At 47.5% G+C, this 14036-nt stretch carries 15 protein-coding genes; 1 reads left to right on the top strand and 14 read right to left on the bottom strand.

What is annotated here, in order from left to right; genetic code table 11:
* Nucleotides 1–156 precede the first annotated feature (156 nt).
* Entirely contained in the window at nt 157–708 is a 552-nt protein-coding gene (locus tag J7E78_RS21725; RefSeq protein ID WP_215078164.1) for a hypothetical protein, read from the bottom strand.
* Nucleotides 709–795: 87 nt separating this feature from the next.
* Between J7E78_RS21725 and J7E78_RS21720 the strand changes: the two genes are divergently transcribed.
* On the top strand, nt 796–1386 hold the full coding sequence (locus J7E78_RS21720) for a TetR/AcrR family transcriptional regulator (protein WP_215078163.1): 591 nt from the start codon (nt 796–798) through the stop codon (nt 1384–1386).
* An 86-nt stretch (nt 1387–1472) separates the two neighbouring features.
* On the opposite strand, the gene J7E78_RS21715 is transcribed toward J7E78_RS21720, so the two are convergent.
* The 13 genes from J7E78_RS21715 to J7E78_RS21655 form a co-directional block, all read right to left on the bottom strand.
* On the bottom strand, nt 1473–2810 hold the full coding sequence (locus J7E78_RS21715; RefSeq protein ID WP_215078162.1) for a TrkH family potassium uptake protein: 1338 nt from the start codon (nt 2808–2810) through the stop codon (nt 1473–1475).
* Between the two features lie 203 nt (nt 2811–3013).
* Complete coding sequence (lysS, locus tag J7E78_RS21710) at nt 3014–4525, bottom strand: lysine--tRNA ligase (RefSeq protein WP_076216742.1); 1512 nt, start codon at nt 4523–4525, stop codon at nt 3014–3016.
* A 116-nt stretch (nt 4526–4641) separates the two neighbouring features.
* On the bottom strand, nt 4642–5121 hold the full coding sequence (gene greA, locus J7E78_RS21705; RefSeq protein WP_215078161.1) for a transcription elongation factor GreA: 480 nt from the start codon (nt 5119–5121) through the stop codon (nt 4642–4644).
* A gap of 246 nt (nt 5122–5367) precedes the next feature.
* Nucleotides 5368–6387, bottom strand: a complete 1020-nt coding sequence (gene dusB, locus J7E78_RS21700; RefSeq protein WP_215078160.1) for a tRNA dihydrouridine synthase DusB — start codon at nt 6385–6387, stop codon at nt 5368–5370.
* A 96-nt stretch (nt 6388–6483) separates the two neighbouring features.
* Nucleotides 6484–6678, bottom strand: a complete 195-nt coding sequence (locus tag J7E78_RS21695; protein WP_397330607.1) for a helix-turn-helix domain-containing protein — start codon at nt 6676–6678, stop codon at nt 6484–6486.
* Nucleotides 6639–7187 (bottom strand): 2-amino-4-hydroxy-6-hydroxymethyldihydropteridine diphosphokinase, encoded by a 549-nt coding sequence (folK, locus tag J7E78_RS21690; RefSeq protein ID WP_215078158.1) that lies wholly within the window; start codon nt 7185–7187, stop codon nt 6639–6641. Before folK ends, J7E78_RS21695 begins: the two co-directional genes overlap by 40 nt.
* A 9-nt stretch (nt 7188–7196) precedes the next feature.
* Nucleotides 7197–7559 (bottom strand): dihydroneopterin aldolase, encoded by a 363-nt coding sequence (gene folB / locus J7E78_RS21685; protein ID WP_017691339.1) that lies wholly within the window; start codon nt 7557–7559, stop codon nt 7197–7199.
* A gap of 116 nt (nt 7560–7675) precedes the next feature.
* A complete protein-coding gene (gene folP, locus J7E78_RS21680) occupies nt 7676–8539 on the bottom strand; it encodes a dihydropteroate synthase (protein WP_215078157.1) in 864 nt (287 codons plus the stop codon).
* The gene (locus J7E78_RS21675; RefSeq protein ID WP_215078156.1) at nt 8536–9420 is read right to left on the bottom strand and encodes an aminotransferase class IV; all 885 of its coding nucleotides are present in this window, start codon (nt 9418–9420) and stop codon (nt 8536–8538) included. Before J7E78_RS21675 ends, folP begins: the two co-directional genes overlap by 4 nt.
* 1 nt (nt 9421) lies before the next feature.
* Complete coding sequence (gene pabA, locus J7E78_RS21670; protein ID WP_215078155.1) at nt 9422–9997, bottom strand: aminodeoxychorismate/anthranilate synthase component II; 576 nt, start codon at nt 9995–9997, stop codon at nt 9422–9424.
* A 50-nt stretch (nt 9998–10047) separates the two neighbouring features.
* The gene (locus tag J7E78_RS21665; protein WP_215078154.1) at nt 10048–11661 is read right to left on the bottom strand and encodes an anthranilate synthase component I family protein; all 1614 of its coding nucleotides are present in this window, start codon (nt 11659–11661) and stop codon (nt 10048–10050) included.
* A gap of 140 nt (nt 11662–11801) precedes the next feature.
* Nucleotides 11802–12740, bottom strand: coding sequence for a cysteine synthase A (cysK, locus tag J7E78_RS21660; protein WP_215078153.1), 939 nt, complete (start codon nt 12738–12740; stop codon nt 11802–11804).
* A 345-nt stretch (nt 12741–13085) separates the two neighbouring features.
* A complete protein-coding gene (locus J7E78_RS21655) occupies nt 13086–14036 on the bottom strand; it encodes a peptidyl-prolyl cis-trans isomerase (RefSeq protein WP_215078152.1) in 951 nt (316 codons plus the stop codon).

The raw sequence follows: 14036 nt of genomic DNA, 5'->3' as shown, positions 1-14036 counted from the left end.
AACTGTGTTTTCTTGGCCGGAATTAGAATATACCATGTACAGATTTACAATGCAAGTCTTTTTTTGAAACTATATTAACAATCGATTTGATCTAATACGGACGTACATATGGTATTCTCCCAACTTAGCAAGTTCATACGCACGTCCATTTTCTCTTTAATGTTTAACATTCCTAATAGGAACCTTTCTTGGCCATAAACTGTAGCTGAAGCTTATCAGAAAATCGATACAGAGTATCATTCCCCACACTCTAATCAGATTATTGAAGACAGCTGTACGTTCAGCATCTCCAATCCACCATATCATGGCGAACAGAAAAGCACTTCCTATAGCCCAAGCCAATAGATGTCTAAACCATCCACTACGCTCACGTCTCGCATGTTCTCTACCATATAACTTGTTGCTGCGAGGATTCTCTCCACCCTTGAACCAATATAGGAAATATCGATCCGCCCAAGCGATCATCTGATGACCATAAGCAATGCTTACTCCTATATACAACGCAGCTATACCATGAATCATACTTGCTGTAGCTCCTCGCTGTAGATCCATAACTGTAGCTACCAGTAATAACAGATCGATAACCGGCGTCGCCATTAACAAACCGATGCCTAACCGCTTCATGCCAAGGAGATACCTGACACTCAGACCCGTGAACACAAACACCCAAAAGGCAATCTCACAACCTATAATGAAATAACCAATCATTTCAGCCCCTCCTTTTTATGATACAAATGTATTAAATATAATTTAACACGTATGTATTATAATAATCAACAGTGATATAATACACCTATGCCTAAAATTGTTGATCATGATAAACAGCGCGTGCTCGTGGCCGAGGCAGCTTGGCGTATTATACGAAGAGATGGAATGGAACAGGCCTCTGTTCGAAATATTGCTGAAGAAGCTGGAGTTTCGGTTGGTTCGATGCGTCACTACTTTTCTACACAGTCGGAACTACTACTATATGCCATGAATCTGGTATCCGAACGGGTATCCCATCGAGTCCAAAAAATGTCCTTTACCGGCTCTCCCATGGACAATATGAAATGCCTTTTGCTCGAATTCTTACCAAACACGGAAGAGAAACTGGACGAAATGGAGGTATGGTACGCTTTTACAGCCAGATCAAAAACCGATCCTACACTCAAAGAACTTGCTAATACCGTATATGATGAACTCAGACAAGCTGTAGGTTCTGTTATCAACTACCTGATAAAGCTCGAACTCTCCAGACCCGATCTGGACAAAGAACTGGAGATCGAGAGATTGTATGCACTCGTGGATGGCTTAGGCATACATACCGTGCTTAGACCCGATCAGATGAATGCCAAGCTCATGGACGATGTTCTCACTTTGCATCTTGCTTCCTTGTGCCGTTAAACCAAAAAAACCGCAGTACATTCGTTGTGACTAAGCCCCGTTACGATAACAGGAGTTAGTTCTGAATGTCTGACGGTTTTTCTTTTTTATCCGATAATGATCCGGCCCTCCGGATGACGATACAGTTTCTTCTCTTTGCGCGGACGAAGAGCATACGCAATGGTTAATGGCCCAATCCGACCTACAAACATGGTAAAGGTAATAATGATTTTTCCCCAATTGGTCAACTCATCAGTCACTCCCACGGAAAGACCTACGGTACCAATAGCCGATGCAGCTTCAAACATCAGTGAAAGGAATGGCGCATCCTCTGTCGTAAGCAGAAGCATCACCACGATCATGAATATGATCAGAGAAACCATAATAATGGTCAGCGCCCTCATCAGCAGTTCCTTCGGCACACGCTGACGGAAAAACACAATATCCTTATTTCCCCGAATCATGGCATACACTGCACCAATCATAATCAGGAATGTAGTCGTCTTGATCCCGCCCCCGGTCGATCCTGGGGAAGCCCCGATAAACATCAGCAGAATGAAGAAAAATTGGGTAGCCTGCCTCATCTCCGTGATATCGATTGTACTTGTTCCCGACGAACGTGTAGAGACAGACTGGAAGAAGGACGCATAGATCTTCTCACTCCAGGTGAGTGAAGCCAATGTATGTCCATTGGTAAATTCGAAAACAAACAACACAATCGCTCCTATACCAATCAGCGCTCCCGACACAGACAGCACCAGTTTGGACTGTAGGGATAGGCGTCGACGTTTGCGATACTCGAACAGATCATTTAACACAACAAAACCTAGTCCACCAGAGATAACGAGCACGGAAGCGGTCACATTGAATATCCAGTCTCCGGTGTAGTATTGAAAGCTGTTGCCAAACAGATCAAATCCGCCGTTATTAAACAATGAAACGGAATGAAATATTCCATAGTATACCGCCTGACCCAATGGCATCTCCGTTGCCCAGCGTAGCGCCAGCATGACAGCAGCCACCCCTTCAATGGTAAAGGAGAAAATCAACACCTTACGGATAATGCGTACTATCCCTTCCATACTGTCTGCATTAATGGCTTCTTTAAGTAATAGTCTGTCCTTGAGTGAGATTCGCTTGCCCAATACAAGCGCAAAGAGGGTAGCCATGGTCATGAAGCCGAGTCCACCAAGCTGCATCAATACCATAATGACGATCTGACCAAACAAATTAAATGTCATCCCTACATCCACAACGACTAGTCCAGTCACACATGCGGCAGAGGTTGCTGTAAAGAGAGCATCAATAAACGCCAAATGCACACCGCTTTGGTTGGAGATTGGCAACATGAGAAGCACCGTTCCAATCGCAATAATAAGCAGAAATCCACCGACCAGAATTAACGGAGGAGATAAGAATTTGGCAAAGTGAAGCCTGAACTTCATGAAGGGCACCTCTTTTAACAAAAATACAAACAGGTTAATCTAACAAATTCAAGACCCGGCGCTACCCTAATGGTGTGCTGTAGCAAGGGCCTTCTGACGAACTTTATTTTTAGCGTCTATGTAAACCTAAAGAGGAACTTGCCCCAGCATAATACTGAACGGCAGGTTCCTCTTCTATTATGAACGCATCCTACGTTCCTTATTTAATCTTGCGTACGAGGACGCATGTGCGGGAAGAGCAGTACGTCACGAATCGACGGGGAGTTGGTAAGCAGCATGATCAGACGATCAACCCCGATTCCCAATCCGCCTGTTGGTGGCATACCATATTCGAGCGCACGGATGAAGTCGTCATCCATCTCATGAGCTTCGTCGTTCCCATGTTCTTTCTCGAGCATCTGTGCTTCAAAGCGCTGACGCTGATCGATTGGATCATTCAGCTCTGTGAAGGCATTGGCATGCTCGCGTCCAACGATGAACAATTCGAAGCGATCTGTGAAGCGTGGATCTACATCATTTTTCTTCGCCAGCGGTGAGATTTCAAGAGGATGTCCCATGATGAATGTCGGTTGAATCAACGTCTCTTCCACAAACTCTTCAAAGAACGCGTTCAGAATATGACCAAATGTCATATGTTTTTCAACCGGAACCTTATGTTCCTTCGCCAAGTTATGTGCTTCCTCATCCGTCATGTGTACGGAGAAGTCTACGCCCACAACTTCCTTAACTGCATCCACCATCGTAACACGGCGCCACTGCGGCGTAAGATCTACTTCATAATCTCCATACTGGATCACTTGCGTACCCAGTACTTCCTGTGCAATATGAGCAACCAGGTTCTCCGTCAATTGCATAATATCCTTGTAGTCGGCATATGCCTCATACAATTCAATCATGGTGAACTCCGGATTGTGACGTGTGGACATCCCTTCATTCCGATATACACGGCCGATCTCATATACCTTCTCCAGTCCGCCAACAATCAGACGTTTCAGGTGAAGTTCAATCGCAATCCGCATGTACAGTTCCATATCCAGCGCATTGTGATGTGTAATGAACGGACGTGCTGCCGCTCCTCCTGCGATGGTATGCAACGTAGGTGTTTCCACTTCCAGATATCCAAGGGAATCCAGGTAACGACGCATCGATTGAATGATTTTGGAACGTGCGATAAAGGTCTGTTGTACGTCCGGGCTCATAATCAGGTCAACATAACGCTGGCGGTAACGCAGCTCTACGTCAGTGAGACCATGGAATTTATCCGGAAGCGGATAGAGCGATTTGGACAGCACTTCAAGATCTGTAACTTTGACAGACGTTTCACCTGTTTTGGTCTTAAAGATCACGCCAGTTACCCCAACGATATCGCCTAGGTCCAGCAGGGTGAATGCCGCATACTTGTCTTCAGGCACGGTATCCTGACGAACATAGATCTGGATTCTGCCGCTCAGGTCCTGAATATGTGCAAAGCTTGCTTTACCCATTCCCCGCTTCGCCATAATCCGTCCGGCTATACTGACTTCGATGTGCTTCTCTTCCAGCTCTTCCTTGGTCAGTTCTTCATACTTCTTCAGAATGGAGCCGGCTTCTTCGGTACGTACGTATTTTTGGCCAAAAGGGTCGATTCCCAATTTGCGGAGCTCGTCCAATTTGTCACGGCGAATTTGTAAAAGCTCACTAAGTTCGGTTTCCTGATTCAAGACTTCATCCGTCATGATCTGTATTCATCTCCTTATTTACATTGCAGGCATCGCAAGAGGATACTCTTCCTCAAATGTTGAAAAAGCTTCCCTAAGGAAGCTTTTGTTTACCGTGCCCAACTGCTTCGTTGCTATAGCTTTTTGATATCTACAATTTTATATTGAATTACGCCAGCAGGCACACTTACATCAACCACTGTACCTATTTTCTTGCCCAGAATTGCTCTACCTACAGGGCTCTCATTCGAAATTTTGTTCTGAAGCGGATCCGACTCGGCTGTACCTACAATAGTATATTCCGTGATGTCTCCGAATTCCAAATCTTCTACAGTTACGGTTGCCCCTACGCTTACAACATTCGTATCGATCTCATCGCTGTTGATAATCCGCGCGTTACGAAGCAATTTCTCCAACGTGATTACACGTCCTTCAATGAAAGCTTGCTCATTCTTCGCGTCTTCATATTCAGAGTTTTCACTGATATCTCCATACCCGATGGCTACCTTAATCCGTTCAGCCACTTCGCGGCGCTTAACCGATTTTAGCATTTCCAGTTCTTCTTCCAGCTTCTTGAGTCCTTCTGGTGTAAGGATAACTTCCTTATCGCTCATCTCAACCGATTCTCCTGTCATGGGAATAAATTTGATTTCACGGCAACGGAACCAGTGCTGTTTTACAGAGCCCCGCCCGCATACATATTCAAAACTATATGAAGTTCTCCGGAGAAACAGAACGTTCCTCCTGATGCACTAGCCTTATGACGCACATGGCGAATTTATACTGAGAAATTATAGGTGAACGATCTCGAAAAGTCAATGTTACGTCCTATATAGCTGTAAACGTTTTAAATCTCTAGATCAGGATGCGTTTCCGGCGATTACCGGTTCGGACTCCAGATTACCTTCCATTTTCAGCTGACCTACAAAATTCTCAAGAATCTGTACCATCTCATCCCGCTTGGTTCCTTCCATAATAACGTCCTTGATGCGGGCAGATCCTTTCAAGCCTTTCAGATACCAAGCCAGATGTTTACGCATCTCGCGTACGGCAACCGTCTCATTCTTCAGTGCGATCAGGCGATCCATATGCAGGATGGCAACACGGATCTTCTCTTCGCCATTCGGGTCAGGAAGCAATTCACCCGTGCTTAAGTATTGAATGGTACGATACAGCATCCATGGATTACCCAGGGCCGCACGACCAATCATAACTCCGTCACAACCCGTTTCATCCAGCATACGGCGTGCATCCTCTGGTGTATGAACATCACCATTGCCGATCACTGGAATAGAGACAGCCTCTTTTACATCTTTGATGTGTGACCAGTCAGCCGTGCCTGTATAGAGTTGCTCACGCGTACGGCCGTGTACACTCACCGCCTGTCCACCCGCACGTTCAACCGCGAGCGCATTCTCAACCGCGAAGATATGCTCGTTATCCCAGCCAATACGCATCTTGACCGTCACCGGCTTCTCAACCGCGTCCACGACAGCGGATACCATCTCATAGATTTTGTTCGGATCAAGTAACCAACGCGCACCTGCATCACATTTCGTTACCTTTGGCACAGGGCATCCCATGTTAATATCGATGATATCTGCATTGGTTTCTTTGTCCACGATCTTGGCTGCTTCTACGAGGGAATCACGATCTCCCCCAAAAATTTGAAGGCTCAGCGGTTTCTCACGCTCATCTACAAACAACATCTCACGTGTACGCTGGTTGCCATGGACAATGGCTTTGCCACTCACCATCTCCGCGCACACAAGGCCTGTTCCGAATTCTTTTGCGATCAAACGAAAAGCCGGATTACATACGCCAGCCATCGGCGCAAGTACGACCTGGTTTTTCATTTCAATGCCACCAATGTTAAGCACGGTAGTCGTTCCACTCCTTTTTTAATTTTGTATATATCACGATATTAAGTTCGATCGATATCTTTGTTGTTGTAGCATGACGAAAACGAAACGGTCCTAGTTGCCCTGCAACTCCTCGATACTAATTGCCAGCACACCAGCAATTCGATCCAGCTCTTGCTGTGTTACCTTACGGTTTCCCCGTTCAATGGTTCCCAGAATGGCCAGCGAGATGCCGGTCTCGGCCGCAAGTTCATGTTGTGTTAAGCCCTTCAGCTTCCGGAATGCCCGGATTCGATTGGCCAATTGCATGTTTTCCAAAGCTGTATTCCATCCTTTCCATCCAGTACAGACAACGATGAGTGTACAAAGGTATACAAACCTGAAATCTCGCCCTCCGGTACGATATCCGACAGTGGGACCAGCACAAAAGCCCGTTCTCCCATGCGGGGATGAGGCAATTGAAGCAATTCGGTATCTCGCGTCTCACCGTGCATCCAGAGCAGATCCAGATCAACGGTACGCGGTCCCCAACGAATATCACGAACACGTCCAAGCCGGTTCTCGATATCCAGTAATTCATTGAGCAACTGCTCTGGTGTCAGCATCACCTGTACGGCGACTGCCATATTCAGAAATGCAGGCTGATCTACATATCCTACAGGCTCCGTCTCATATAGTGCAGAACAACGCATAACAGATATATGAGGGTGTTCATCCAGCAAAGACAATGCTTCAAGCAGCGTCTGTTCCCGGTCACCCAAATTGGCCCCTAAAGCAATATAAGCCTCTGAAGATTCAGAGGTCGAATGTGCAATCATGATCGGTTCTCACTTTCTTGTGCGGCGAAGCTCTACCGTTACGCCCTCAAAATGAATATCGAATGGCGGATGTGGCTTCGTCACCTTGACTGTCAATGCATTGATAATAGTATAAGTGTCTAGTAAAGAAGATGCAATATGTTCGCCCAAAGCTTCAATTAACTGGAATGATTTATTCTCTACAATCTGTTTTACCAGCTCATGGATCTCCGCATAATTAATCGTTTTGGTCAGATCATCGTTACGTCCAGCCTCACCCAGGTCCATATCAATCTCCAGATCAATATAATAACGCGCTCCCAGCTTCCGTTCTTCTGCAAAAACGCCATGATATCCGTAATACTCCATACGATGCAACACCATTCTATCCATACGATCCGCCTGCCCTCTATATATATTGAAATTTTAATCTATTTGAAGTTATCCCTTAGCTTTTCCTTTGAAAAACGTTGCACTTCCACTGGACGGGTCAATCGGACCCGCCAGCATTATTTCCTCCGTATACCCGGAGAAGCATATAACATGGCATCACACATGTCTGCCGTCCGCCGAATCGACTTCACATCATGAACCCGAACCATCTGGCAGCCTTGGGCAATGCCAAATGCAACGGTCGCAGCCGTTCCTTCCAGCGCATCATCCGCCCCGACATCCAGGGTGTTCTGAATGAATCTTTTACGTGAGGTGGCTAGCAGAACCGGATAACCCAATTCATTGAGCAAACTGAGCGATGACATGAGATTCAGATTTTCTCCGAGATCCTTCACAAAACCAATGCCCGGGTCCAGGATAATCTGATCTGCTTTCACGCCGGCTCCCAGCGTAATCTGTATACTCTCCTGCAAATCACTGACGACATCACTTAGATAATCGGTGTAATTCCGATCCTGCCGATTATGCATCAAAATGATGGGGCACCCCAGCTCTGCTGCCGTGCGGGCCATATCTGAATCTGCCTTGGCACCCCACACATCATTAATGATATGGGCACCAGCCAGAATGGCATGACGTGCAACATCGGCCTTATACGTGTCTACCGATATCGGAATGTGCGGGACTTGCTGATGCAATGCTTCAATAACCGGAATAATCCGGCTAAGCTCTTCATCGGCGCCCACGACCTCTGAGCCTGGCCGGGTGGACTCCCCGCCGATATCAATCAGGTCTGCCCCATCCTCCATCATCTGCTTGGCATGAGCAACCGCCCGCTCCACATTGGTATAACGTCCACCATCCGAGAACGAGTCAGGCGTGACGTTAAGAATGCCCATAATCTGTGTTCTTGTACCCAGCTTCAACTCAGCTGGCCCCCATGCATATTTCCGTTCATAGATGATCGGTGTGAGTGTCATGAAGTATACCCCGCTTTCTGCCGGTACATACCCAAAAGTACTGCTGTAACCGGGCCTATATGTCCGTTGCTGATTATCGTTTCGGCTCCGTCCTGATCCCGCAGAGTTGTAACCGGAACCAGTTCGGCCACCGAACCGGTTAGAAATATTTCATCTGCTTGCAGGAGGTCCTCCCAGGCAGCTAACGTTTCTATGCAAGGAATTCCTTGCTGCATGGCGATCTCAAGTACCACAGCTCTAGTGATGCCCGGCAGAATGCCGGTTGAGAGCGCTGGCGTGTAGATTACTTTTTCCCGTACCCAAAATACATTGCTGACGATCCCTTCCGCTATATGAGCATCGCGGGTTAATTGCAACCCTTCCGCACCCTGCACATGCTGCCCGTACCCGTTAAGCTCCCGTTTCGCCAGAATGCTGTTCATGTAATGCAGAGACTTGAACCGAACTTCTCCTTCGGGCGTGTTGCGAGGTGTAGACAACCGTTGGAGCATTTTGCCACTCTCATATAAGGAGGGAGCAGGTTCAGGTAATGCTTTTGCCAGTAAAATATGATTTGGCTTCAAATAATCACCAGAAGGTAAGCCTAGCGGTGCTTCACCGGCTGATACCGTGTATCGCACATACGCATCCCGAAGTCCGTTCGCATCCATCAAACGTTGAATCCAACCTGTCACCTCTGCTGCGGTCGTTGTAAAAGGAATGCCAAGCTCCTTACACCCCGAGGACATGCGCTCCAGATGCCGTTCCAGAAGATAAGGGACACCCTGATACGTCCGGAACGTCTCAAACAGTCCAAGTCCGTACAAAAAGCCGTGATCCGTTACAGGAACCACGGCCGCCGCCATATTGACCAACTCTCCATTTATCGCGGCATATTGCATATTATACCTTCACTTGTTTGGACAAAAAGTTACGAAGCATCTGATGACCATGGTCTGTAATAATAGATTCCGGGTGGAACTGAACCCCTTCAATCGCATATTCTTTGTGGCGCAGACCCATAATCTCACCTTCAGCTGTCTCCGCTGTAATCTCCAGGCAATCAGGCAAGCTGCTACGCTCTACGATCAGGGAGTGATAACGGGTAGCTGTAAATGGGGATGGTAAACCAGCAAATACAGAAGTTCCATTATGGTGCATCTCCGATGTTTTTCCGTGCATCATGCGCTCCGCACGAATAACATTACCACCAAACGCTTGTCCAATGGACTGATGCCCCAGACACACACCAAAGATCGGAATGCTTCCCTTGAAGTGATCGATGACTGCCAGACTGATGCCCGCTTCATTCGGTGTACACGGGCCCGGAGAGATCAGAATATGATCAGGTGCCAATGCCTCTATGCCTGCCAAATCAATCTCATCGTTGCGGCGAACTTCCACCGTCTCACCCAGTTCACCCAGATATTGAACCAGGTTGTACGTGAAGGAATCGTAATTATCGATAACCAGTATCATATGCCTGCTCCTCCTCATCTTCCGTCAACGCAGGTGACGGTTGCTTCGTTTTATTTTAGTTTAACAGCTTCTGTTCTTTTCGCTTGTTCTTGTTCGACAGCTCTGCTTGCTTCCGCTTCCTCGCTGTAATTCACCGCTCTCATCATGGCTCTTGCCTTGTTGCGACATTCCTTGTATTCCCGATATGGATCGGAATCAATGACAATCCCTGCACCGGCCTGAACATAACCAATGCCATCCTTAATGGCAAGCGTACGAATGACAATGTTCAATTCCATATTTCCACTGTAATCCATCCACCCGATGGAACCCGTATAAGGCCCACGACGCACAGGTTCAAGCTCCTCGATAATCTCCATGGTGCGGACTTTCGGCGCTCCGGTAATCGTTCCACCCGGGAATGTCGCAGCAATAACATCAAATACCGATAAACCTTCTGCCAGCCTGCCTTCCACCTGGGAAACGAGATGCATGACATGGGAATACTTCTCAATGGTCATCAATTCAGGCACATGAACCGAACCATAGGCCGCAATCCGTCCGATATCATTACGTTCCAGATCAACGAGCATAATATGCTCCGCCCGTTCCTTCTCACTGCTGAGCAGTTCATCCGCCATAGCATTATCTTCTACTGCATCACGGCCCCTTCTTCGGGTCCCTGCAATGGGACGTGCACTGACTTTGCCATTCTCCACTTTGACCAGAAGCTCGGGCGATCCGCTTACCAGTTGAAAGTCTGGACTACGCAGCATACCCATATACGGTGATGGATTCACAAGGCGCAGCCATTCATAAATATGCTCAGCGCTCGAATGAAGCCGCTTTTCCTGTCTCAAGGACAGATTCACCTGGAACACATCGCCCTGCCTGATATATTCTTGTACCGTGCGTACAGCCTGTTCAAAGTCCTCCTGGGGAAAGGAGGTCTCCCATCCTTCCGATTCTTTTTCCGCATCTTCAGGCTGCGGTGTACGATTGACCTGCTTGTTGCGGCGTTCCAGTACCTGTTGTTGTTCCTCGGCCTGTGCAGTCCCCATAATATGAAGCCATCTTTGCTGCATCGCTGTACCTCGTGCTTCGGCCGCTGCATATAGACCACGGATATCGGTTTCGTCCTGATTAGGCTCTATAGTCAGATGAACCATGCAGAAAAGTGCCTGTTGCTGATGGTCGTACGCCCATATTTCTTCAAAACGCATCCACCAATAATCCGGCAGAGCCGGGTTATCCTCAGCCAAGACTGGAAGCTTCTCCAATGATCTTGCTACATCGTAGCTGAGATAACCTGCGTATCCACCCCCAAAGTCTGGAGCCCCATTAACCTTGGGTGCGCTATACGGGGCAGTCCATCTCTTCAAAACATCAAGCGGCTTGCCGCTGTCTGTCGAGGTGGTTCCTTTTGTCACATCATGAATAACCGCTTCTTGACCTTTCCCGGAAATTACAGATACGGGGTCTAACCCCAGAAATGTATATCTCCCGCCTTTGCCATTCTCCAGCACAATTGCGTATGGTGACGCCTGCTCCCAGGCTGCCTCCCACGATAACGGTAAACCGCCATGATACGGCCCCTCATCCGACTTCGTGATATAGGGCATCATGGTCCAGCCTTGTTCAGCCCACTCCATCCAGTCGGCGTATGTTGTCATCAGGTGTGTCATTGCGGTGTGCCGCCCTCCATCTGTCGCTAGTTCTATTGTCTGATAGTATACTAAAGCACCGCCCCTTTTAAAAGCATTACGCCAAAAATCCTCCATACCCGTCATACGGGCAAGGAGGATTGGTTTAGTCATTTGTAGACTTAGCCTTCGAAGTTGTAAAGAGGTGTGCTGAGGTAACGTTCGCCATTACTTGGCACGATTACGACAACGCGTTTGCCCGCACCCAATTGTTTTGCAACCTGAAGACCCGCACGGATCGCTGCACCGGAGGAAATACCGGACAGAATGCCCTCTTCCTTCGCTACCTGGCGAGCCGTCTCGAATGCATCATCATTCTCAATGTGAATGATCTCATCATAGATTTCCTGATCCAGGATCTCAGGGATAAAGTTGGCACCAATTCCCTGGATCTTATGTGGTCCTGGTTTGCCGCCCGCCAGAATTGGCGAAGCTGCTGGCTCAACCGCAACAATTTTAATGCCAGCGAAAGCTTCTTTGAGCACTTCGCCTGTACCTGTAATTGTTCCGCCTGTACCAATTCCCGCAACGAACGCATCCAACGTACCGCCTACAGATTGAATTGCTTCAACAATCTCGGGGCCAGTCGTTTCACGGTGGATCTTCACGTTGGCTTTATTTTTAAATTGCTCAGCCATGAAATAGGATGGGTTTTCTTTCAGCAGTTCTTCGGCTTTTTTAACAGCACCATTCATACCTTCCGCTCCAGGTGTAAGCACAAGCTCGGCACCATACGCACGAAGCAAGTTGCGACGCTCCAAGCTCATCGTCTCAGGCATTACAATAACGGACTTGTAGCCTTTGGCTGCAGCCACCATCGCGAGTCCAATTCCCGTGTTACCACTTGTTGCTTCGATAATGGTATCACCTGGTTTCAGCTTGCCTTCTTTTTCCGCTTCTTCCACAATGCTAATTGCGATACGGTCTTTCACGCTTGAACCTGGATTCTGGTACTCCAGCTTCACGAATACTTCAGCACTGCCTTCAGGTACGATACGGTTCAGACGAACAAGCGGAGTACCCCCGATGAGTTCTGTTACGTTATTAACTACTTTAGCCATATGAATGCCCTCCTTAGTGGGATGAGTAATACTTAAGTCCTGTTACTTTATACTGTGCTGCCGGTAGCCTCTGGATGTTATAGAAGAACTGCGGAAATCGTGTTGATCCCACCCCTTACTGCTAAGATTTCTAGACAGGGCTGAGGTTTCCGAAAGTTTCTTTGTTCATAAGTAAATCTTTTATATCCGAGTAAACGAGTAGGTATTTATTATTTTCATCTTATCAACGTTAACCGTTATTGTCAATATGAGTACTCAAAAAAATACTCTCCCTTTGGCCCTAAGACCGCAGACAGAGTATTTTTATCAAGATGCAGCAGTACGAAACAATCTTTTCCATTGCATTCAGGAGGCAGGAATCTCGGACAGGATCACGGCTTCATACTTGTTACGTAGCATTTGCTCTACCTGCGGCAACGGATCAGCCTGACTCAGAGCCAGTTGCATTCGAATCTCCTCACGGACCTCTTCGGCCGACTGCACCTGGCGTTCTTCTTTATCATTAAGTCTGATAATAGCATAACCTTCTTCCACTCGAACCGGACCGGCAATATCGCCTACATCCAGCCCGGCAGCAAGTTGAAGGATTTCTTCTGACTGGAATGGGTCATTCTGCTCAATCCATCCCAGCCTCCCACCAGCATCACGAGAGAAGCTGTCTGTCGATTGCGTGCGAGCAGCTTCTTCAAAGTCTCGCCCCTTCTCCAACGCATCCAGTAAGGAATCGGCTTCCTCTTCTTCCTTCACTACGATGATGGACAAGTCATATTTCTCGGGGGAAACGTAATCCTCACGGTGTTCAGTCCAGTAATGCTCAATATCTGCATCCTTGATCTGTATGCCAATCGTTGCAATTTTCTCAAGTAGCAGCCTGTAGCCGGCTTCCAATTCAAGTTCCTGTTTCGACAGACCCAACTGGGACTTCATTTCGTCAAAATACGATTTCTCTGAATCGTACCCATCCATCGCGGCGGCAAGTTCTCTTGCAATCTCTTGGGGAGTGACAATCAGCTTGCGTTCAATTGCTTCGGCATATACTGCTTTACGGTTTAACATCTGGAGTAATAACTCACTGCCGTAACGTCGTTTCAGCGCATCGGTCCACTCTTTATCCGTGATTACTTCTCCGTTGATCGTTGCTACGGTGCTTCCTTCTTCCGTATTGGCATCATGGGATGCATCTGCCTCGTCTTTGCCCTGTCTGAGACCATGCATAGCCATCACCGTACCCATGACCAACATGCCCAGCGTCAAGACAATTACAGCCGTCCACAACCCTTTTTCCTGTCTTGTCAT

This window comes from Paenibacillus polymyxa, from assembly GCF_018614975.1.
In the GTDB taxonomy this organism is placed as follows: domain Bacteria; phylum Bacillota; class Bacilli; order Paenibacillales; family Paenibacillaceae; genus Paenibacillus; species Paenibacillus polymyxa_E.
The sequence above is the reverse complement of the archived record's forward strand: the minus strand, read 5'-3'. Positions and strand labels throughout refer to the sequence as shown.